Raw genomic sequence first — 23,397 nt, forward strand, 5'->3', positions numbered from 1 at the left:
TCCTGGTATGTTGACCACTGTGCAAGATTTGGGCCGGGCCGATTATCAGGTTTACGGTATTTCAGCGGGCGGTGCTATGGACGCCTTGTCGTTACGCTTGGCCAATATGTTAGCCGGAAATAAAGAAGACGATGCAGCGCTTGAAGTAACGTTAACAGGACCCGAGCTAAAGTTTGTCCGCGACGGGATTATAGCTATAGCGGGCGGGGATTTATGTCCCGAACTCAACGGCAAGAAGGTTTCCGTATGGAGAACGTTCCGGGTAGCCAAGGGCGACATTCTTAATTTCAAGCAAGCCCAAGATGGCGGCTGCCGCGCTTATATTGCTGCAGCGGGAGGGATCGATGTACCGCTTGTTATGGGAAGCCGGTCCACCTTCATAAGAGGCAGTTATGGCGGATTTCACGGAAGAGCTTTGAAGGCGGGAGACGTTATATCAGCCGGAATTTCAAGGCATAGCGATCCTGGCTGTTTGACCGGAAGGAGCTTGCCGCCGGATTTTAAACCCGATTTTCGGGAAGAACGCCCCGTAAGATTTATTTTAGGCCCCCAAGCGGATGCTTTTACGGAGGATACCATTCAAGCCTTCACCTCCTCCGGTTATACCATATCTAATCAATCCGACCGGATGGGTTACAGATTGGAAGGCAACGTTCTTGCGCACATTAACGGACCGGATATTATTTCAGATTATATAACCGTCGGATCTATACAAATTCCGGGAGACGGACAACCGATCGTTCTTATGGCCGACTGCCAAATGACAGGGGGTTATACCAAAATAGGTGTGGTCATTAGTACAGATCTCCCGTACCTTGCGCAGAAAAAACCGGGAGACACGGTCCGGTTCGAACAAATCGGGATCGATCAGGCTCATCGGCTTTGGAAGCAGCAAGAACAAAGGCTGTCATTATTAAAGATCAACAATTTGTAGGACGACATAAGGAGTGTTAAGTTTGAGTCATATTGACGAGATCAAAGATATTGTTCAAATGGTTTTAAAATCCCCGATTTATGATTTTTCTCTGGAATACGGGGATGTCAAGCTTTCGTTCAAGAAGGAGAACAGGAGCGGACAGCAGCCCGATGAGAGCAGCTCCGCGGAAGCCTCTCAAGCTGCACAGCTTGCGCAAGCCGATACCGATACAGCCCGAATCCCGGATACCCAACCGGCTTACAGTGAAAAAGCGGCGGCTGAGCAAGGGGAAAAGGGAAACGTTTCTTTAAAAGAAATCGTTTCGTCCATGGTCGGCATATTTTATGCTTCTTCGGAGCCCGACGCTCCTCCGTTCGTGCAAGTAGGAGACCGCATCACGAAGGATTCTGTGGTGGGTGTTATAGAAGCCATGAAAATGTTTAACGAGCTTCAAGCAGACACGGACGGTGAAATCGTACAAATTTTAGTTGAGAACGGGCAGTTGATACAATTCGGGCAGCCGTTATTTATCGTCAGACCAAATTAAGGGAGAATTTCTATGTTCAAGAAGGTACTGATTGCCAACAGAGGAGAAATAGCCGTTCGGATTATTAGAGCCTGCCGGGAACTGGGGCTTGCGACCGTAGCTGTCTATTCGGAAGCCGATAAACACGCCTTACACGCAGCAATGGCTGACGAAGCTTACTGTATTGGACCCGCCGCTTCCAAGCAAAGCTATTTAAACGTTGCCCGAATATTGACTATAGCATGTGCCGTGCAAGCGGATGCGATTCACCCGGGATACGGATTTCTGGCCGAAAATGCACAGTTTGCCGATGCTTGCCAAACCTGTGGAATTACTTTTATCGGGCCCGGCTCCGATGCCATCCGCAAGATGGGGGATAAAGCACAGGCCAAAATAACAATGCAAGCAGCCGGTGTACCGGTAGTTCCCGGCTCGGACGGCTTGTTGGACAATCCGGATGAGGCGGTCGCAATAGCTGCACACATTGGGTTTCCCGTCATTATTAAAGCGACAGCCGGCGGCGGCGGTAAAGGAATGAGAGTTGCGGGTAACGCGGACGAGCTGCAAAAAGCATTCTCCCAAGCCCGGAAAGAAGCGGAAGCTTCATTCAATAATCCGGGAATTTACGTCGAGAAATATATCCGAAACCCCCGGCATATTGAAATTCAGATTATTGCGGATTCATTCGGTAACGTGGTTCATATGGGCGAAAGGGATTGTTCCATACAGCGCAGACATCAGAAGCTGCTGGAGGAGGCTCCTTCCGCATGCATGACTCCAAAGCTGAGAGAAGCAATGGGAGAAGCGGCCGTCCAAGCCGGAAAATCAGTGAACTATTGCGGAGTCGGCACGGTAGAGTTCTTATTGGACGATGATAACCGGTTTTATTTTATGGAAATGAATACAAGAATTCAAGTTGAGCATCCGGTCACGGAGCTGATTACCGGAATCGATTTGATCAAGGAGCAAATATATGTTGCTGCAGGTATCAGCTTGCCGTTCACCCAAAGCGATGTTCATATAAACGGCTGGGCGATCGAATGCCGGATTAATGCCGAGGATCCCGACCGCGGCTTTGCGCCTTCACCGGGCACAATCCAAAGCTATCATGCTCCCGGCGGGCCCGGTGTCCGGGTTGACAGCGCGGTATATACCGGCTATGAAATCCCGCCTTATTATGATTCTATGGTGGCCAAGATTATTGTTTGGGGGAGAACCCGCGAAGAAGCGATTAGCCGGATGATACGTTCTTTGCGTGAAACTAGAATCGAAGGCATCAAGACGACGCTTCCGTTTCATCTAAAGTTGTTGCAGAACAAAGCGTTTGCAGAGGGGAAATTCAATACGGGATTTCTTGAAGAACAGACACTATAATACCGGTCGGTTTAAATGCGAAAGCTGAATGACTGGATATACTACTATTGCAGGATGGAGGGGATTTATTTGCGAAAGCTTTTGACATCGAATTGGATGCAGCAGACCGTGTTTCTAGGCCCGGCTGTCTTGGTATACCTGCTGATCATTGCATTGCCTTTTGTGCTCACCGTCTATTATTCGTTTACGGATTGGAACGGTGTTTCCGGTAAAGTTACTTGGGTAGGCTTCAATAATTTCCGGTCCATATTGACGGATGACCCCAATTTCGTCAATTCCTTTTGGTTTACTGCCCGCTTTACCGTTGTTGTTATTATTTTAACGAATATATTGGGATTTGCTATCGCTTATTGGTTGTCAAAGCCTATAAAATCGCGGAATGTGCTGAGAACGGTGTTTTTTGTTCCCAATGTTTTGGGCGGGATTTTACTCGGCTTTATATGGCAGTTTATATTCGTTCAAGGATTTACTTCGCTCGGCAAACTAACGAATATCGGCTTCTTTAACCTGCAATGGCTGGGGACGGAAGCAACTGCCTTCTGGGGGTTGGTTATCGTTTTTATATGGCATCAAGCGGGTTATCTGATGGTCATCTATATTGCCGGACTGGCGAATGTCCCCCAGGATATGCTGGAAGCGGCCAGTATCGACGGGGCCACCGGCTGGCAGGTGCTGCGCAGCATCACCATTCCTATGATCATGCCGGTCGTTACGGTATGCCTCTTTCTGACAATTGCCTGGGCCTTTAAAATGTTTGATTTGAACTTGTCCCTTACTAAAGGCGGACCGTTTAACTCGACGGAGTCGGTGGCCATGAATATTTATTCGGAGGCTTTCGTTAAAAACCGTTACGGCTTGGGTACGGCAAAAGCGCTCATCTTTTTCCTTACGGTTTCCGTTATTACGGCAATCCAAGTATCTATCACACGCCGCAAGGAGGTGGATATGTAATGAATCTGAACCGATATGCGCCGCGTTTATGGATCATTGAAGCCGTATTGATCGTGTTGGCATTAGGTTTTCTTTCCCCCTTTTATTTTGTGCTGGTCAACTCCTTCAAGACGTACGGAGAGCTTCTTCTGAATGCGGCCAGTCTGCCTAACGCTATCAAATGGGTTAATTATACCCGCGCCTGGGATGTGCTTCAATTCGGCTTACGGTTCAAGAACACGGTATCGATTGTCATTTTGGCGAACATAGGATTGGTTGTTATCGCTTCTATGACAGCTTACCGATTGATACGCAAGCCGAGCCGAATCAACAAGCTCCTCTTCTCCATGTTTATTGCAGCAATGGTTATTCCGTTTCAAGCGATTATGATCCCGCTGGTCAAAGTAGCAGCATGGACTCATTTATTAAATAGTATACCGGGTGCGGTGGTGTGTTATTTGGGGTTAGGAGTGTCGTTATCGATCTTCTTGTTTCAAGGATATGTGAAATCGGTTCCTTTGGAAATAGAAGAATCCGCTACGATGGACGGATGTACTCCATACGGGATTTTTTGGCGGATTATATTCCCGCTGCTTAAGCCGATGACCGTGACCGTCATTCTTTTAAATACTTTATGGATTTGGAACGATTTCCTGCTTTCCCTGATCATTCTGCAAAAACAGGAGCTCCGTACGATCCAGGTCGCGATAAACTCTTTATTTGCGGAGTATACAAACCAGTGGGATCTTGCTTTGGCAGCTCTTACGATGAGCGTCATTCCGCTGCTCGCCTTCTTCCTCCTTCTTCAGCGTCAAATCATTGCGGGTATTATGGCCGGCTCCGTAAAAGGCTAATTGGACATGAAAGCAATTTCATCCACCTTCAGGGTCAAACCTATGAGTGTTCAGAACGGACAGGCTTGAATTATAATTGATATGTAAGGAATAATGACATAAACGAAAGGGGTCTTAGAAATGAAACGTGTGCTTTTAACCGGAAGCGCCATTGCCCTGTCAGCTTCGCTTTTTGCAGGATGTGCGGCTAGTGAGGGGAAGCCTTCCGCCAATGGAGCCGGCAATAACAACCAGGGTAAAGCAAAAGAAGTGACCTTGAAAATTTTTAACTACAAAGTGGAAATTTCCGAGCAGCTAAACAAACTGAAAGAGGAGTATGAGAAATCGCATCCGGGAGTGAAACTTCAGCTTGAAACGGTGATCGGTTCCGACTATGACACGGCTTTGAAAACCAAATTCGCTGCAGCCGATATGCCGGATATTTTTACAAACGGAGGCTATCAGCAGCTTAACGTATGGAAAGACCATCTGGAGGATTTGTCGGATCAGCCCTGGGTGAAGGACGCTTATGATTTTGCCAAAATACCGATGACCAGCGACGGAAAATTATACGGCATGCCGGCGAATCTGGAAGGGTACGGATTTGTTTATAATAAAGATCTGTTTGCAAAAGCAAACATCACCAAAATTCCGGCAACACTTACCGAGCTGGAGGAAACCGCCAAGAAGCTGCAGGCAGCCGGTATTACTCCGTTTGTGAATATGTTCCAATTGCAAACTACTCTAGGCAGACAGCTGCTTAATGTTCCGTTTGCGCAGCAGCCGAATCCGAATGATTTTATTAAAGGATTAAATGACGGCACGGCGAAATTCGAAGGAAATGCTATTATTAAGGAAGGCATCGATCTGTTGGATGTCATGGTTAAATACGGCAACAAAAATCAGCTGACTACCGATTATAACAGCCTCATAGCCACCTTTGGCAGCGGACAGGCAGCCATGATGCAGAGCGGCAACTGGACCTATCCTTTAATAACGAAAGTGGATCCGAAAATAAATGTAGGTATCATGCCGATGCCGATTAACGACGACGCTGCGAGAAATGATAAGCTGTATGTGGACGTTCCTCTTAACTGGGTCGTAAACAAAAACTCCAAAGTGAAAACGGAAGCGAAGGAATTTTTGAATTGGCTTGTTACCTCGGAAACCGGTCAACGATACATTGCTAAGGAATTCCAGTTTATACCGGCCTTTAAGACCGTAAAGCCTGATGCCGCTGCAATCGGACCGTTGGGAGAGGGGATTAACAAGTATTTGGCCAAAGAACAAGTATTGGGATGGCATTTCAACAAGTTTCCCGACGGCGGGGTTCAAGAATTCGGAACGATCCTGCAAAAGTATGTAGGCGGAAAAATTAACCGTGAGCAATTGTACAAGGAGCTTCAGGACGGATGGAGCAAGCTGAAGAAATAACGGATTGAAACGTACTGTTGTACAAAAGTAAATAGCTGATCCGGCAAACCGCCTGAGCCTGCGCTTAGGCGGTTTAAACCGGATGCGGTTGAATTCGCGGGAGCAGACTACTATAATATAATGACTTTAACTTGCCGGAAGAACAGGAGAGAGGATGCATATGTTCAAACATAGTATTCGTTACAAATTGATAACGCTGCTCCTGATTTCAACCATCTTCCGATCGCCGTATCCAATCTCATTACCGACATTTATACGAAGCGTTCCCTAAAAGACCGATCCATTGAAGAAAACACCCGTCTTATTTCAGAGGGCAAGTCGAATATTATTAATTATTTGGACACGGTTAAAAATGCGTCGCTGGCGATCTATTCCAATGCCGAATTGCAAGGCATATTATCAAAAGGCTTAGCCGATAACCAAAGTGAATCGTATATTTTTGCGGTTATGCAAATTCTCTCCCGTTCAGCGAGCGATATTTATCAGGTATATTTAAGCATTAACGAAACTAACAGCTCTTATGTGTTGTATCAAAACAATTTCCGGCGGGGAGCTATCAATTACAAGCCTCCGCTGGAGGGACAAGTGGCTCCTTATACTGTTTATACCGAATCGACCCACATGAGTCATGATTACAAAATCGCTAACCCTTCCCTGTTTATTTATCCCGAGAAGGTATTCACCATTCACCGCCCTTTATTCCGGGTGCCTACCCATGAGCAGCTCGGTCTGCTGTCAATCGACGTTAAGCTGGATTCGCTCCGGAAGCTGACGTCACAATTGTATGATAAGGCCAATGAAGATCTGTATATTTTGGACAGCTCCGGAGCTGTTGTCTATGCGGCCAATGAAGCCGGGGAAAGTCAGGCATCGAACGAAACCTGGATGAATCAGATTGTCAATAAGCCGGATCGGTCCGGTTATATGGAATGGGATAAAGCGGAGTTTTCAGGTATTATGGTTTATACCAAAATGGAAACGCCTTATTTGAATTGGACGATGGTGAAACGCATTCCTTTTGTTCATTTGTATGAGTATCCGCACAGACTGACCCTGATTAATTCGCTCGTAGCCGTGCTGTTTCTGTCCATAGCCATGATTGCAGTATTGACGGTTTCCTTGCAGCTGACGAAGCCTCTGAAGCAATTCATTATGCACATCAGCAAAATTCAGGCCGGGCAGCTGGAAAAGCCGATTGCTATCGACCGTTCGGATGAAATAGGCGTTTTGGCCAAACGGTTTCAGACGATGATGGATACGATCAACGGCTTGATTTTGAGAGAATACAAGCTCAAGCTGGCTAACAAAACGATTCAATTAGAGATGCTGCAGGCGCAAGTAAATCCCCATTTTTTGAATAATACGCTGCAGTCTATCGGCAATCAAGCACTCGAAAGCAATGCGCCCAAAGTATATTCGCTTGTCTCTTCCTTAGGTCAGATGATGCATTACAGCATGAATACGAAGGAAACGGTCGTTCCGCTTTCCAAGGAAATCGATTATGTAAAGCATTATTGCGAGCTTCAGCAAATCCGCTTTGAGGACCATTTGCATATACAATTTGATCTGTTGGAGGAAGCGGATGCTATTCTGATACCTAAAATGATCGTTCAGCCGATCGTTGAAAATTTTTTCAAACACGGTTTTGACAGCGGGGCGGAGCGAACCGGATGTCTCAAGGTGACTACGCTGTTGGAGGAAGGCAAGCTCTACATTAGTGTGGCAGACAACGGTCCCGGTATCGCGGAGGAGCGGATTCAAGCGATCCGTCAAAGCTTGTCCCAAGAGGAGCAGCACGGGGACAGCTACGGCAAAAACATCGGATTGCCGAATATCATGCAGAGGCTGCGCTTATATTATGGAGAACAGGCGGGGATCGAGCTGGAAAATCTCGAGCCTTACGGACTTAAAGTAACATTGAGCATTCCGCTGCAATTTGCGCAAGAGGAGGTGCAAGCATGAAAGTACTAATTGTTGACGATGAAAAGCATGTTCGTAATTCCGTCCGTATGCTGGTCGATTGGCAAGCTTTGAATATTGAAGCCGTGCTCGAGGCCGGCAATGGCTTGGAAGCGGTTCGCCTCATCGAGGAAGAGCGGCCGCAGCTTGTCATAACCGACATCATGATGCCGCTTAAGAGCGGTGTCGAGCTGATGGAATGGCTGAATGCCTGCTACCCGGACTGTAAAAAAATCGTGATCAGCGGGCATAATGATTTCGAGTTTGTCCGGCAAACTATGAAGTACGGGGGCACCGATTATTTGCTCAAGCCGATTGTCCAAAAGCAGCTTCAGGATGCGATCAAGAAAGCAATCGACAGCTGGACGGAAGCGGATCAAAACCGCATGCACGTACAATCGCAAACTATGGAATTCAACCAATTGAAAACCATCTACCGCGACAAGCTGATTTCCAATTCAATCATCGAGCCTGTAGGATATTCCAGCGAATTGGCGCTGCTAATCAAAGAGTTTCCCGGGCTGCAGCAAGTGAAATCATGCCGTGTCGCCCTGCTTCGATTCGAATATATGGAACGAAGCCTTCGGGAAAAGTTCGTCTCGGACCGGGGACTGCTCGTTTTCTCGCTAATCAACATTTGCAATGAAATTGTGCAGGCTGCGGACTGCGGGATCGCCTTCCGCAATCTGAACAGCAAATATGAAATCGGCTTGCTGCTATGGGACAGGCTGGAGGAGGCCGAAGCCATGATGGCTGAAATCAACCGCGGGATTGAGGCCGCGCTTAAAGCGCGGTTCGATATCGGTATCGGTATTGAAATGCCGTTCCCTCATAGCCTGAAGGAAGCGTACAAGCAAGCTCAAAAGGCGCTTCGCCAGCGCAATCTATTGGATCGTGTAAACCGGATTCAAGTGTACCGTCCCGTATCATCGATGATCATCGGCACGCTTCGTTTCAGCGAGTTTGAACAGCATGTAAGCCTAGCGATGATAAGCGGAAGAATCGGGCAAATAGAGGCAGCGCTTCAAGAGTGGTTTAACCTTTTGGATAGGATGGAGACCATCACTACGGATCAGCTTGATTTATGGCTTGACGAATTTACGGTTTTGCAAGCCCGATGGATTGAAGAGATTAAAGAGCACGTCCATGAGCCTGGGGCCGGAATGGAACTGTCCTCTGCGCATACCCGGTTTGTTATTCCGGTTGATGACGAAGGGCATTTTTCCTTGAGCCTGTTCCGGCAAAAGCTCACGCATCATCTCAACGAGTTGATGCGCGTACTTGTAAGCCAGAGAGTCCAGTATAGCCATAGTATGAATGAGATTGCCAAATATATTCAGCTCAACTATGCGGAAAACATTACACTTGGACATATTTCCGATAAATTCCATTTGAATCGTGAATATATATCCCGCAAATTTAAGCAAGAGCTGCATGAAAATGTGATTGATTTCCTGAACCGGGTGAGAATCGAAAAATCTAAGGTCTTGTTGCTGAATCCGCAAATGAGAATATCCGAGGTGGCCTCCAAGGTAGGGAATCAGGATGAAAAATATTTCAGCAGAGTGTTTAAAAAGCTGGAAGGCCGATCCCCGAAAGATTATAGGGTATTAAGAAACGAACCCGGTTAAATTTTATGGATCTATTGATTTAAATAAACCGTTTTTCCTGTTTCAGCGGATTGATAGACGGCTTCCAGAATTTCACTGACAACCAGGGCTTGTTCCGCCTTTACGACAGGTTCGGTGTCATTCTGGATGCATTCGATCCACAAACGCGCTTCCATGTCAGCAGGGGTCTCGTCTTTCTTTCCGCTGTAAAATACAACGGCATCGCCGTCAAACTTGATTTTCGTTTCGTATAACCGGCTAAGTCTTTCACCGTTAATCCGCAATCCTTCCTCCATATCGGCCCCGCCAAGCGTACCGCAAAGCAATGTTTTGGCTTCGCGGATTTCCAGGCTGTTCAGCGCCCAACTGGCTTCAAGCGTAATGACCGCGCCGTTCTCCATTTTAATGAAGCCAAAAGCGGAGTCCTCTACCTTGAATTTATCCGGGTCCCACGGTCCCCAAGTGTTAGCGGCATTTTTCGTGTTTCCCAGTTTATGGAGAACCGAGCCTGTTACGCTCACCGGCTTGTAGTTGTCCATCATCCATAAGGTCAAGTCCAATGCATGGGTTCCGATATCAATCAACGGGCCCCCGCCTTGCAGTTCTTTATCCAGGAACACTCCCCACGTAGGAACGCCGCGACGGCGCAATGCGAACGCTTTGCCCAAATAAATGTCGCCGAACTCGCCTTGCTCGCACAAGCTTTTTAAGACGAGGGAATCCGGACGGAAGCGGTTCTGATAACCGATGCTCAGCTTTTTGCCGGTCCGTTTCGAAGCTTGCAGCATCAGGCGGGCATCGGCCGAAGAGATAGCCATCGGCTTTTCACACATCACATGCTTGCCGGCCTCCAGCGCCGCGACGGTAATTTCCGCATGGGAGCTGTTGGGTGTGCAGACATGGACAACATCGATGGAGCGGTCCTCCAGCAGCTTCCGGTAATCGGTATATACGCCCGAATTGGCAGCTCCGAATGTTTGCGCCGCTTGCCGCGCTTTTTCTTCCACGAGATCGCAGAAGGCCGTGATTTCTACCTGCGGCAGCTTGGACAAGCTGGGCAGGTGCTTGGACATGCCTATGCCTCCGGTACCGATAATTCCGACTCTAACTTTCTCAGCCATGATTATAATCTCCTTTAATCGAATTGTATTGCTTGGCCGCTATACGGGCTTGTCCCGCTTTGCCGGTTGGCCGTCCCCTATGGTTGATTAAGCATCCGGCTTAAGCTGCGGTAGCTGAATTCGACGCTATCCAGCTGATTTCTGGCGGTAAAGTCTTGCTCGACAAACATCGTTTTAACGAAACCCAGCTCGCGGATCATTCGAATAATCGCAGGTATATCCATAATGCCTTCGCCGATTTCGATAAATTGGTCGGTTGTAGAGGTTCCCAGCTTCTTATCGAGCGTAATGTCCGCATCCTCGCCGAAAAAATCGAACCAATTGACCGGCTTGGCGGTGGCGGGCATATCTTTCTGGTGAACCAGGTCACAGCGGTCTCCGAGCGTGCGCAAGTAATCGCAAGGATCGATGCCGCCGCGCAGCGCCCAATAAGTATCGAATTCAATTTTGACCAAGCTCTTATCGGTGTTTTCCAGAATCGTATCCATGACATATTGGCCGTCAAATTTTTGGAACTCCTGAAAGTGGTTATGATAATAAAAATCAAGCCCGTTTTTGCGGCAAATTTCTCCGCAGCTGTTTAACTTGGCGGCAAAATCGAGGGCGTCCTGTTTATTTCTGAACATGGACATCGAAATGGAAACGGCAGGCATTTCAATTTCTTGGCAAAATGCCGTCAGGCTGTCCCATTTAACATTTTCGATCGGGAATAATTGCGCGTTTAATGCTTTCATGCCAAGACGGTCAAGATGGCGCTTCAATTCCGGAGCCTTCATCCCGGCCACTGCATACCCGCCTTCGCCCGCTGCATCGGAATAATGAATGGCAAGCTCCAAATTTTTATATCCGATCGCCGCAACTCTCTCCAACGCGCCCACCGGATCTTTCTGCAGTTCATTTCTTACGGAGTACAGCTGCAGCCCGATTGATAAACTCATAGTAACTTTCTCCTCACTTATTTAGTCTCCCGGCAAGTGCCGGAGCAGAAGGGAACAGGAGGCTCCCGCACAGCCGCTGCTACTTCATTCATTATAATTCAAGCTTTGCAAGGCAAGACACTCATAGGTTTGACTATTCAGGTGGATGAAATTGCTTAGGAGCAGGCTGCAGAAGGGGGGAGTTGTAAAACAAAGACGTGCTGCAAAAATACGAATCTTCGCATCAATGAAATCGCCGTAATGGTAGGCTATCAACCGACCTATTTCACTATTTACTTTTGTATTTTTCCAATACAATCGTTTAAACTGCATGAAAATCGTCAATTCTACTAATAGGTTTCCAGATTCAGGGGGTCAATAGGAGCAGATCGGCAGGCGATGAAATCATGTCCATATTTAAATGGTTCAAAAAACGGAGAGAGCATAAGGTCGTCGATGTTCCCAATCAAGCTTCCGGACAATTTCAAAACGTGAACCTAAACGGTCGTTTGGAAGAAGCGATCGAATCTATCACTCGAATTTTTGACGGCAACTACGACTTTACGATGCGCCGCTTCCATGTGTTCGGCCAATATCCCGCGATCATGTTCTACTTTTCCACTATGATCGACCAGACGATGATTAACGGAGATATATTAAAACCGTTTATGTATTTGCCTCCCTACTTGGAAGGGAAGAACATTGAATTTCACCGGTTGAAGGACACTCTGCTCCAGGATTCGATCTTTCACAGCGATGTGAGTGTGGAGAATCAATTCGGCAAGCTGATCGAGGGTGTGCTGCGAGGGAAGACCGTCGTAATGATCGAAGGTTTGGGCGAAGCCTTTGTAATCGGTACGCGCAATATCGAGCAGCGGGCTATCGATCAACCGGCGACCGAGCAAGTTATTCGTGGGCCGCGCGAAGGCTTTATCGAACCTTTGGCAACCAATATCGCCCTGCTTCGTTATAGGCTGCAAACGACGGATCTGCGTATCAACTCGATGGAAATCGGCCGCAGAACCAAATCGAAAGTAGCGATTTGTTACATGGAAGGCATTACGAACCCCGATCTGTTGAAGGAAGTCAATAAGCGCCTTGCCAAGATTGATATTGACGCCATTCTGGATTCGGGTTACCTGGAGCAGTTTATCGAAGATAATTATTATTCCCCTTTTCCGCAAGTCCAGTACACGGAACGACCGGATAAAGTGGCTGCCAACCTGCTGGAAGGAAGAGTAGCCATATTGGTAGACGGTTCACCGCTAGCCTTGGTTGTTCCAACCGTCTTCAACCAGTTCTATCAGACGGTGGAGGACTATACGGAACGGTTTGTGCTGATGAGCGCGATTCGTCTGGCTCGGCTTGTCGCTCTTGTATTTTCATTAGTGTTCCCGTCGATTTATGTGGCGATTATTTCTTTCAATCCGGAATTGATCCCGACGGAATTTGCCGTAGCGGTAGCTGGCGGGAGGGCGGGGGTTCCATTCCCGGCCATCATAGAAGTACTCGTTATTGAAATTTCCATGGAAGTGTTGCGGGAAGCGACGATCCGATTGCCGCAGCAGGTCGGCGGCGCTCTGTCTATTGTCGGGGTGCTTGTTATCGGACAGGCTGCGGTCGCGGCGGGATTCGCGAGCCCGATCACGGTCGTTATTATCGCGCTCACAACGATCGGATCATTTGCTACGCCTGCTTATAATGCCGCGCTTGCTTTGCGGCTATTGCGTTTCCCGCTTATTATTTTGGCTGGTATTTTCGGTCTGTACGGCGTTATGATCGGTTTGATCCTCATCGCGAACCATTTGCTTTCCTTGAAATCGTTCGGGATCCCTTACTTGAGCCCGCTCGTTCCCGGAAATTTTCAAGGAATGAAGGATTTGCTCATTCGCGGACCGTTATGGTGGATGAATAAAAGACCTGCGTTCCTTCATCCTCTCGACAAAACCAGATTGAGCGACACTACGTTGGAACAACTGAAGCAACCGCCGGACAACGTGATGGATCCATTAAAATTCAAAGATCAAAAGGAGTGACGACAAATGGAGACTTCCCGTCAGATTACCGTAATCCAAGCAGCTTCTATTCTGATCAGCACCATAATAGGGGTAGGTGTACTCCCTCTTCCCCTATTTGCCGTTCGTGCAGCGGATTCGGGCGCTCCTCTCGTCACGTTTCTCGGTATGGTAGTTGCCTTTGTCGGATTAGGCCTGATTGCCTTGCTTGGCATGCGGTTTCCTAATAAATCCATTATTCAATACAGTGAGGATATTATCGGGAAATGGCCGGCATGGATCGGCAGCGTATTTATTATTGCTTTTTTTGCTATTCTGACATCGCTTACCGCGCGTGAGTTCGGCGAAGTGGTGGTTACCTCTGTTCTGAAGACGACTCCCGTAGAAGTGACCGTTATTGTAATGCTGCTCTTGGCAGCCCTCTCTACGCGTAATGACATCGCAACATTTGCATACATTCATACTTTTTATTTTCCATTGCTCCTCGGCCCCGGCTTGCTGATCGTCGCGCTTTCCTTGAAAAATGCCGAGATCATCAATCTGGAGCCGATTTGGGGAAATGCACCGAAAGATATGGTGGGGGGCGTCTTTACTATAGCCGCATTGTTTCAAGGATCGTTCGTTCTGACCATGGTAATACCGGCCATGCGCCGACCCGAGAAGGCGTTGAAGGCAAGCATATGGGGGATATTGATCGCAGGAGGGCTGTACGTGACGATCGTCGTAGCAACAGTCAGCGTATTTGGCGCCGAAGAGAGCAAGCAGCTGCTCTGGCCGACACTCGAGCTCGCGAAGGCGACATCGTTGCCCGCGAATATTTTGGAACGTTTGGATGCAGCCTTTCTAGCCGTTTGGGTAACCGCTGTATTTACCACATTGTTCTCCAGTTATTTTCTGACGATCCACTCGATGAGCAAGCTGTTCCGCCTGCGCGAACATCGGATGTTTTCCTTTTTCGTCTTGCCGATCGTTTTCGTCATGGCCATGCTGCCTTTAAATATCATGCATATGTACGAAATCATTCAAAATGTCGGCCGAATCGGACTTTTCATCACGATCGTTTACCCGGCCGTTCTGCTTGCGATCTCTCTTATTCGCAAGAAAAGAGGGGATTCTGTCAGGAATAAACCGATGGACCAAAGCAGTTAGGATGTTGGGCGGTTATTTCCCATGAAGACTTGAGGAGGGTTTGCAGATTATGGCTTACGTTGGATATTTCGGCTTTCTTGGTTATTCTATACCCTTATGGCTTCTGACAGGGACGATCATTTTACGGGTGGACGTTCAAGCCTACAAATTGGCGGGAATGGACAAGGAGAGAAAGGTGTGCCGTTTTATCGGATGGCTCAATGTATGTCTAGGTTTATTGATGTTTGCAGGGTATTGGTTGCTCCAGTGGAAGGGATGGTAAATTGATTCATAACATAGGCGAATTTATATGGAAGGAAAAAATAAATGTATTACTTCAATATAAAGAGGGGATCCCGATTGACAACAAATCGATGGTTCAAAGCGGTCAAGCTGCTAGGCATCATGCTCCTTTTACTTCCGCTCCTGACTGGATGCTGGGACCGGCTTGAAATCGAGGAACGTGCCGTCGTTTTGGGGATTTCGGTTGATGTTGCAGGCCCGGAAGCGCTGAAAGAAGAGGATGAGGTTTCCCATATTCAAGGCAAATTTCCCGCGCCGGAAAAAGATTTGATTCGCGTTGCCGTTCAAATCGCGCTGCCCGGAAGAATTCCGCTAGGACCTGGAGAAGCCATTTCGGGAGGCAAAGGTTCGCAAGCAACGGTTTGGGTCCTTAATGTGGTTGGTCATACGATCGATGATGCGATCATGAATTTGCAGCAGCAAATCTCGGCTAAACTGTTCTTCGGACATTTGCGCGTCATCGTCATATCGGAAGCTGTGGCAAAAAAAGGTATGCAAAATGTGAACGATTACTTCCGTCGTAATTCGGAAGTAAGACGCATGGCTTGGATGATGATTTCGAAAGGAAACGCGGAAGCGTTAATGAAGGCTGCACCGAAATTGGAACGCGTGCCAACGCTGTATCTAATATCGACCATGGACAGCGCTGTCAAGATGGGTAAATTCCCGAACGATTTTGTCGGGAATTTCTGGAGCAACTCTTCGAAAAAAGGACAGGAAGGCTTTCTTCCATACATGGATATCAAAAAAGAACAAAATGTTGAAATTATGGGATTGGCTTATTTTAAAGGATCCAAATTGGCGGGTGTAACGAAACCGTTTGAAATCGCCGGATACATGGGGATTAAAGGAATAAGCAAGTCGGGATACCGGGGATTTGTCAGTTTGGACGGTCCGTCCGATAATGTCACGATTTACGCGACCAGCCGCAAATCCAAAATCGAGGCTCAAATCAAAGACAACCGACCTCATATTACTGTATCCGTTTTCACCGAAATCAGTCTGGAGGAGAAGATAAACGAACGGATACCTGCAGACAACTCCGATATTTTGAAAAAAATCGAGCAAACCAATAAAGAATCACTTGTAAAAACTTACCAGGATTTAATTCGGAAAACCCAGAAGAATGGATCCGATATTTTCGGGTTCGGTGAATATGTACGAGCCAAGCAGCCGCAATACTGGAACCAGAACATACGTACGAAAGATCGTTGGGGGGAAATGTACAAAGACATTTCGGTCGATGTAAAAGTAATGACAAGAATTCGTCGGGTCGGCATGAAAGCCAAATAATGAATGTCTCTCATCTTATCCGTTCATAACTACTCCTCCGGTGCCTGATTTCACCCATAAAAGTGGAGACAAGCTAAATTTGGAATAGTTCTTCAGCAAAAGGAAATAATGAAATCAATTAACCTACATGTGGAAAAGAGGACGCAGCATGAATTGGTCGATGTGGTCGATAGAACGAGTTCTCATTCTGTTCGTCAGCCTGGCGTTTCTGATGATGAGTATTCAGGTGACAATGTTTCATTATCGGCAAAATTTTAACCATAAAGCAATGTGGGTACCCGTTATCTCGTCACCGATTTTCTTCATAACGGGTATCATTCTGACCTTATATAACGCCGGTTGGCTGCATAATTTGTTTTTGGTACTGATGTGGTTTGGCGTCGTTTCGGGATTGATCGGCTTTTACTTTCATTTTCGTGGGGTAGGTGTCCGAGTCGGGGGATGGGCCTTGCGCAACTTTCTCATCGGTCCGCCTATCACCCTCCCTTTAATGTATTCCGCTTTGAGTGTGCTTGGTTTGATCGCAATCTATTGGAAGGCGTGGTGAGCCGATGGCAGGACAAAGTCATTATCCCTCTTTCGAGGTTATGAATGAACAGGATGAATGGGATGACCACACCCAAACAATCGTAACTTCCCGGCTGAAGCCCAATATAAATTTACAGTTTCTTACCTCAAAAGAGGCGGAACTTGTGAAACGAATCAGTTCGCTCTTCGTGAATGATCAAACGCCAGAAGTGCTCGACTTCGTAGTCGGTCATATCGATCAAACATTGTATCAATCACCTGGGGAAAGTCAGAGAAAAGCAGACGTTCCCAAGGCCCCGGAGCTAATCAGGGCAGGACTCCAAGCAATCGAACAAGGGGTTCAGGAGCAATATACTTCAGCTTTTTTGGAGCTGGATATGGCAGAGCAAAAGCAATATTTGCAGTATATAAGCGAATCCATTGCCAAACCGCAAGAGGTATGGGATGGAATTCCGCAAGAAGCGCTGTTTAAAAAGCTTTTGAATTTAACATACGAATCTTACTGCTCTCATCCAAAGGTATGGTCCGAAATCGGTTATGCCGGTCCGGCCTATCCGCGAGGATATGTACGTACGCAGTTGGGACAATTGGATCCATGGGAGGCGCAGCCGGAGCAATGGTGAAGCGAAAATATGCAAACGAAGAAGTGGACGTCGTAATCGTTGGGGCAGGGGCTGCAGGAGGCGTATTGGCTAAAGAATTAAGTGAAGCCGGCATGAGCGTTGTCATTTTGGACGCGGGACCGTTTCGAGATCCGCAAAAAGATTTTGCGAGCGATGAACTTTCAATGAAAAATCTGGGTTGGCAGGATACCCGGATCGTGGACGGTAACGACCCGTTAACGATGGGGCACAACAATTCCGGGCGAGGTATCGGCGGCGGGACCGTTCACTTTACTGCGGTATTTTTGCGGTTTCACGATGCAGATTTCAAAGCAAGGACGATGGATGGCGTCGCGGACGACTGGCCGATCGGCTATAAGGATTTGGAACCGTATTATGCAAGAATTGAAAAAGAAATTGCCGTATCCGGACCTAAACATTTTCCATGGGGGAATTACAGTGGACCTTATCCGTATCCGGAAAGGGAACCGCTCAGTCCGAACGCGTACATGTTTATGAACGGGTGTGAGAAACTCGGCATCCGCTCTTCCGTTGCACCTCTTGCAATTCTTTCCGCACCGTTCGAAGGCCGTCCTCCTTGCATCAATCGCGGCTTCTGCAATCAAGGGTGCATGCCGGACGCCAAATTTAGCACACTCATCGTTCATATTCCGAAAGCGATCAAAGCCGGAGCCGAAGTATTGGCAGATTGCATGGTAACAGAGGTGTTAGTGGGATCTGATGGAAAGGCGAAAGGAGTTATCTTCGTTCATGATGGAATAACGTATGAGCAAAAAGCAAAAATCGTGATCGTATCCGCCTTCGTGGTGGAGACGCCCCGGTTGCTTCTCAACTCATCCAATGCCCTGTTTCCTGATGGGCTTGCCAATTCCAGCGGTTGGGTTGGAAAATCCATTATGGTTCATAGCAGTCAAGATGTCTATGCCAAATTCGACGATGAAATCAGACTGTATAAAGGCACCCCCGTGTTAGCGACTACTCAAGATTTTTATCATACCGATCCGAATAACAGCTTTGTCCGCGGATATACCCTTCATTCGCACGGAGCCAGGCCGGTCGAGTTCGCGAGTGGAATATCGAAAGCGCAGGGAGGGCCAGTGTGGGGAGAACGATTTAGAGAGACTATACTTGATTACAACTATTACGGAAGGGTCACCTTGGTCGGTGAGGTGCTGCCTAGTGAGACGAATCGGGTTACGCTGGCAGACGAAAAAGATGAGTATGGCTTGCCGCGTGCAAAAGTTACATTCAGTTACGGCGATAACGACCGGAAGCTCATCGACCATGCGGTTGGAAAAATGAGTGCAATACTCGATGCAGCCGGCGGAAAAGTCGAATTCGTCATTCCTGATACCGCCCATATGATGGGGGGGTGCCGCATGGGGGACGATCCGGATTCCTCGGTCGTCAATTCATTTGGACAAACCCATGACATCACTAACCTGTATATATGTGACGCAAGCATATTTGTCACCTCGGGCGCTGGAAACCCCACGAATACAGTCATGTCGTTAGCATTGAGGACAGCGGACTATATAAAGGAAAAAGCGAAGAAGCTGGAATTGATAAGGTCGGTTTAACCGGCCTTTTTGCATATGTCCATATATTGTTAATAAGCAAAATCCATCCGCACCTTGTTCCACATCAAGGAATCGCTTATTACTCAAGGAAATTTCATGATATTTTTTACACTGGATTATGAAATAGAATAAAAAATCAACAGACATTTTTTGTTCATCTGTTTTACCGTGCTAATTTATGATTCGTTGCTGTCGGTAATACTGTGATCTTCCATGAAAGACATGTTTGGGCAGACATTTTTTGCACTCAAATGCTATGAATTAAATAATGTCTATTTCCTCCAAATGATGGATTGTATAATATTGGGTGTAAGCGTTAGTCAACATGTTAAAGCGCTTACAACCAATGAAAGGGGCTAAAAAATGCAAAGAAAAAAACTAAGACGGCGATTTATTGCAGGGAGCACTTCCACTGCTCTGATCATCTCATTGTTGGCTGCATGCACCGGCGGTGAAGGCGGTTCTGTAAAAATGGATAATGGTAAACAAAATCCAGGTGAAGAGGGAATGCTGCAAATCAGCACCATGTTTCCGCTTTATACCGAAGTGCCTGATATGAATAACGCATATTGGACGGAGGTTAAGAAAAGATCCAATACGAATCTGGATATTTTATGGGTTCCGAACGCTAATTACGCTTCGAAATTGGAACTCATGCTGGCATCCGGCGATATTCCGGAGGTAGTTAACGGGCCTGCGGTCAATCCAACGCCTACCTTCTATAAAGCGATTCAGAACGGCATGTTTTGGGACTTGACTCCACTGCTTGGAGATTTTAGCGAATACCCGAATTTGAAGAAGCTCAAAGAGAAGTTTGACATTTCTAAAGTGGACGGCAAAATTTATGGATTGCCCCGCCTGAGATCGGAGACCCAAGCCAGCATACACATGCGGAAGGACTTGCTGGATGAACTGGGCATTCCCTCGCCTACGACGCTGGATGAGTTCAAGAATGCGATGAAAGCAATCATAAAAGCGAAGCCAGGCACCATTGGGTTGACTATGCACGGAGTATTAAGCGGAAATGCACCTTTTGCGGCTGCGTTTGGCGTATACGATACGAGCTACGATAAAGACGGCGGATTTATTCGAGATATCCTCACACCGCAATTTGCGGATATGGTAGAATGGTTCCGCGGATTGTATGCAGACGGATTATTGCCGCGTGAATTTTCAACGATGAAAGAGACGCAGGCTGAGGATTTATTTGCCTCGGGCAGGGCGATAGCTTATAGCCGCATTATTAATCGTGACTGGCAGTATACGGAAACCAACCGAAAAACCAATCCCAAAGCTTTCGTCCGATCGGTGGAACTGAAAGGCCCGAAAGGGTATGCCATCAAATTGGATCCGGGCTTTGCAGCCCCTTTGTATATTTCCAGCAAGGTACCGGTAGAAAAAGTTAAGCGGATGCTAAAATATTTTGATTCCACTGCGACCAAGGAATATTTGTTTTTAGGGGAATACGGTGTGCAAGGCATCCATCATACCCTTAATGCGGATGGCCTTCCGATCATGACAACTCAGGGATTCAAAGAGATAAACATCGGCAGCTATCATCCGTTCGTCTTGACCACTGACAATGGCTTTAAAGTCAGAAACCCTAACGCTCCCCCTGAATTTAACAAAGAAACAGAGAAATTGGTGGCGGATTGGGATAAAAAGGGGGTTATTAATCCATTTGAACGATACAATTCCCCAACATTCAATGATATTTGGCCAAAGTTCCAATCGGAATATGATACCAAAATCGTACAAGCCGTGATCGGTGACATCACAATAAACGAATTCAAGACTTATCAGGAACAATTAAGGAACAAGCCGGAAATGAAGAAGGCGTTCCAAGAATATACGAAAGCTGAGAAGGAAGTTAAAGCAAATATGGGAAAATAGCAGGTGACAATCTGGTTATCCTGTAATTGAGGGGGGTCCAAATGGCTGACTGGTTGCGTCAGAAATGGTCCTTGACCGTTATCGGTTGGTTCGATATTAAAGGGCGTTTTTTTTACCGCCTTATTTCGCTCGGCATGATTTCAGCATGTATTCCGATTATCTTGGCGGGAATGATGTATTATCAAATTTCGGTTAACGACGCATATAAAAAAACCGAAGAGGAAAGCCGAATTTCCCTAACCTTGATTATGGACCGGGTCGAAAGAGTAGTAACCGGTATCGAACAGGAATCGTTCCAGTTAGCCCTGAACCCTTTGACTGCGAATTCCGTATCAGACAATCAATTTCGTGAGAAGTATATTGCCCAGCGGCAGTTGCTTGATACTTTTATGCTGAAAAAAAATGCCAATGATTTGATTGCTGAAATCATCCTCTACCAGAATCATAGTAACGCTTTGTGGACTCTGGAGTATGGGTATTTGCAGGTAAACGATTATAAATACAAAAAAGATATCGATCATTCCTTTAATGTATCTTCTAAACCACAGTGGCTGTATTTACCGCAAGCGCAAGAAAAAGGCTTTATTTCTTTTATACGCAGACTCCCGTTGATGTCCGAGAAAGATCCGGACGGGTTCCTCTTGTTTCACATTCATGCCGAGATGCTGAAGAGTTATATGAAGGACAGCTTTTTTTCCTTTCCGGACAGATCTTTACGTATATTGGATTCTGAAGGCGGTATCATATTTCGTTCCGACAAACCGTCAGAGTCAGCGGGAACTATGGATAAAAATCCAAACATTGAAAACATTATGCACAGTCGTTTCAAATCCGGAATTTTTCTTGCTAAGGAAGCGGATGGGGAGGAAATCTTATACTCTTATCAGAAAAACCCCTCGGGACGCACCTACATTTCCTTGATACCGAAAGAATACATCTCTCGTCAAGTCAGTTGGATACGGTGGGGAACCATTGCAGCGGCACTGGTTTTCATTGCAATCGGGGTAGTGTTATCCATGTTCGTCTCCATGAAAGCCTACAGTCCTATCCGGCAATTGATGAAGCATGGCAGAAGCTTGAATCTGGGACAAGTAAAAAGCAGCAACCGGAACGAAATAAGCTATATCAAAGAATGCTTAAATTATTTGGATGGGGAGACGAATAGGCTGTCAACCTATTTAAGGAAATTGGAGCCTGGTATGCGCGAACGCTTTTTTCGTAATTTGCTGGAAAACGGGTATGCGGATAGAGGCTTGCTGCAAAAAGAATGTACGGACTTGAATATACCGGTTCAAGGCCATTATATCGTGTTGGTTGCCGAGGTTGAAAATTTCCATAAAGAGGACCGCTTCCTGCTGGAAGACAAGGCGATCGTCGGATTTGCCGTAGCCAATGTGATGGAGGAGCTGCTTAAAGAGAACAAGGCATTGAAAGGCTATATATTAAACTTTAATGAAGGAAATGGAACGGCCATTATAAGCGGCAACGATCTGTTCACGCTTGTAGACGAATCCCTTAAATATGCCGGTTTGCTTTGCAGTGCAATGAGACAATACTTGAAGTTCAAAGTATCCATCGGCATCGGAAGGGGGTATACGCACATTTCGGATGTCACGGTATCCTATCGCGAAGCATTAACAGCCCTTCGATACCGGTTATTTAGAGATTCCGATCCTATTCTTTATATTGAAGAATTGGAGAATCCCAGGGGGAAGTGCGGAACGTTTTACCCAAGCAAGCAGGAAGAATTAATAGTTGCCGCGCTCATGAAAGGCGACATCGCAGAAGCGGAACGGGCATTAATTTATTTTATGCAATTGGTGCGGCAAACCAAATCGTATACGTTTATTTATCAGTCATACCATATGCTCCTATCATCCGTCATTCAGGCCATTATCCAATTTACCGAGCGCCAAGGAGGCGGTATCCTCGAAGTTTCGGAGAATAACTTATTCGATCAATTGAAGGAACGAAGGACATCGAATGAAATTTTTGACTGGTTTACGGAGCAATGCTTTCCATTAATAAAGAAGATGACGGAACAGACAGATCAAACCCAAATCGCTAAAGGCCAATCCGACATTATGCTGATATGCAAGTATATCCGAGAAAACATACAATCGGATATATCCCTGACACAGTGCTCCGAGTTGATCTCTATGACCCCGCCCTATGTCAGCCGATTGTTTAAAAAAGTGACGGGAACTTCATTTGTAGATTATGTGGTGCGCTGCAAGATGGAAGAAGCGAAAAGATTGATGTTGGAAACGAATTATCAGATTCAAGAAATTGCGAACCTGATCGGGTATTCGGAACGTAACCTCAATCGCATTTTTCAACGGTATACGGGCCTTGCGCCGGGGCAGTTCCGGGCTAGTTTGCGTTAATCGCGGGCCGTGCTCAAATCTAGGATA

The 23,397-nt window shown here is 46.7% G+C and carries 19 protein-coding genes; 17 read left to right on the forward strand and 2 right to left on the reverse strand.

What is annotated here, in order from left to right; all coding sequences use genetic code 11:
* Positions 1–7: 7 nt before the first annotated feature.
* The 8 genes from E1757_RS06340 to E1757_RS06375 all read left to right on the forward strand — a co-directional run bounded on the left by E1757_RS06340 (position 8) and on the right by E1757_RS06375 (position 9,603).
* Positions 8–934 (forward strand): 5-oxoprolinase subunit C family protein, encoded by a 927-nt coding sequence (locus E1757_RS06340; RefSeq protein WP_246079043.1) that lies wholly within the window; start codon positions 8–10, stop codon positions 932–934.
* Positions 935–956: 22 nt separating this feature from the next.
* Entirely contained in the window at positions 957–1,463 is a 507-nt protein-coding gene (gene accB / locus E1757_RS06345; RefSeq protein WP_133226003.1) for an acetyl-CoA carboxylase biotin carboxyl carrier protein, read from the forward strand.
* A 12-nt stretch (positions 1,464–1,475) separates the two neighbouring features.
* Positions 1,476–2,816 carry an acetyl-CoA carboxylase biotin carboxylase subunit gene (accC, locus tag E1757_RS06350; protein WP_133226004.1) on the forward strand — a complete coding sequence of 447 codons (1,341 nt, stop codon included), beginning with the start codon at positions 1,476–1,478 and terminating at the stop codon, positions 2,814–2,816.
* Between the two features lie 69 nt (positions 2,817–2,885).
* Entirely contained in the window at positions 2,886–3,767 is an 882-nt protein-coding gene (locus tag E1757_RS06355) for a carbohydrate ABC transporter permease (RefSeq protein WP_133226005.1), read from the forward strand.
* Positions 3,767–4,600 (forward strand): carbohydrate ABC transporter permease, encoded by an 834-nt coding sequence (locus E1757_RS06360; protein ID WP_133226006.1) that lies wholly within the window; start codon positions 3,767–3,769, stop codon positions 4,598–4,600. The genes E1757_RS06355 and E1757_RS06360 overlap by 1 nt, the downstream gene beginning before the upstream one ends.
* A gap of 120 nt (positions 4,601–4,720) precedes the next feature.
* A complete protein-coding gene (locus tag E1757_RS06365) occupies positions 4,721–6,013 on the forward strand; it encodes an ABC transporter substrate-binding protein (RefSeq protein WP_133226007.1) in 1,293 nt (430 codons plus the stop codon).
* A 585-nt stretch (positions 6,014–6,598) separates the two neighbouring features.
* Positions 6,599–7,975, forward strand: a complete 1,377-nt coding sequence (locus E1757_RS06370) for a cache domain-containing sensor histidine kinase (protein ID WP_133226008.1) — start codon at positions 6,599–6,601, stop codon at positions 7,973–7,975.
* A complete protein-coding gene (locus E1757_RS06375; RefSeq protein ID WP_133226009.1) occupies positions 7,972–9,603 on the forward strand; it encodes a response regulator in 1,632 nt (543 codons plus the stop codon). Before E1757_RS06370 ends, E1757_RS06375 begins: the two co-directional genes overlap by 4 nt.
* A gap of 11 nt (positions 9,604–9,614) precedes the next feature.
* Here E1757_RS06375 and E1757_RS06380 read toward each other — a convergent pair whose 3' ends face one another.
* Positions 9,615–10,703: a Gfo/Idh/MocA family protein gene (locus tag E1757_RS06380; RefSeq protein ID WP_133226010.1), complete on the reverse strand. Its 1,089-nt coding sequence runs from the start codon at positions 10,701–10,703 to the stop codon at positions 9,615–9,617.
* 77 nt (positions 10,704–10,780) lie between these two features.
* Positions 10,781–11,641 carry a sugar phosphate isomerase/epimerase family protein gene (locus E1757_RS06385; protein WP_133226011.1) on the reverse strand — a complete coding sequence of 287 codons (861 nt, stop codon included), beginning with the start codon at positions 11,639–11,641 and terminating at the stop codon, positions 10,781–10,783.
* Positions 11,642–12,027: 386 nt separating this feature from the next.
* Here E1757_RS06385 and E1757_RS06390 point away from each other — a divergent pair, with 386 nt between their 5' ends.
* From E1757_RS06390 to E1757_RS06430, 9 genes are all read left to right on the forward strand, one after another.
* On the forward strand, positions 12,028–13,656 hold the full coding sequence (locus E1757_RS06390) for a spore germination protein (protein WP_133226012.1): 1,629 nt from the start codon (positions 12,028–12,030) through the stop codon (positions 13,654–13,656).
* A gap of 6 nt (positions 13,657–13,662) precedes the next feature.
* Positions 13,663–14,784 carry a GerAB/ArcD/ProY family transporter gene (locus E1757_RS06395; protein WP_133226013.1) on the forward strand — a complete coding sequence of 374 codons (1,122 nt, stop codon included), beginning with the start codon at positions 13,663–13,665 and terminating at the stop codon, positions 14,782–14,784.
* Positions 14,785–14,833: 49 nt separating this feature from the next.
* On the forward strand, positions 14,834–15,046 hold the full coding sequence (locus tag E1757_RS06400; RefSeq protein ID WP_133226014.1) for a CLC_0170 family protein: 213 nt from the start codon (positions 14,834–14,836) through the stop codon (positions 15,044–15,046).
* A 77-nt stretch (positions 15,047–15,123) separates the two neighbouring features.
* Entirely contained in the window at positions 15,124–16,359 is a 1,236-nt protein-coding gene (locus tag E1757_RS06405; protein ID WP_246079044.1) for a Ger(x)C family spore germination protein, read from the forward strand.
* Between the two features lie 148 nt (positions 16,360–16,507).
* Positions 16,508–16,906: a hypothetical protein gene (locus E1757_RS06410; RefSeq protein WP_133226016.1), complete on the forward strand. Its 399-nt coding sequence runs from the start codon at positions 16,508–16,510 to the stop codon at positions 16,904–16,906.
* A gap of 4 nt (positions 16,907–16,910) precedes the next feature.
* A complete protein-coding gene (locus E1757_RS06415; protein WP_133226017.1) occupies positions 16,911–17,510 on the forward strand; it encodes a gluconate 2-dehydrogenase subunit 3 family protein in 600 nt (199 codons plus the stop codon).
* Positions 17,504–19,090 carry a GMC family oxidoreductase gene (locus E1757_RS06420; RefSeq protein ID WP_133226018.1) on the forward strand — a complete coding sequence of 529 codons (1,587 nt, stop codon included), beginning with the start codon at positions 17,504–17,506 and terminating at the stop codon, positions 19,088–19,090. Before E1757_RS06415 ends, E1757_RS06420 begins: the two co-directional genes overlap by 7 nt.
* A gap of 363 nt (positions 19,091–19,453) precedes the next feature.
* Positions 19,454–20,983: an extracellular solute-binding protein gene (locus E1757_RS06425; RefSeq protein WP_133226019.1), complete on the forward strand. Its 1,530-nt coding sequence runs from the start codon at positions 19,454–19,456 to the stop codon at positions 20,981–20,983.
* Positions 20,984–21,024: 41 nt separating this feature from the next.
* Positions 21,025–23,370 (forward strand): helix-turn-helix domain-containing protein, encoded by a 2,346-nt coding sequence (locus tag E1757_RS06430; RefSeq protein ID WP_133226020.1) that lies wholly within the window; start codon positions 21,025–21,027, stop codon positions 23,368–23,370.
* Positions 23,371–23,397: the final 27 nt, after the last annotated feature.

The sequence above is a fragment of the Paenibacillus piri genome (genome assembly GCF_004354045.1).
Lineage (GTDB): Bacteria > Bacillota > Bacilli > Paenibacillales > NBRC-103111 > Paenibacillus_S > Paenibacillus_S piri.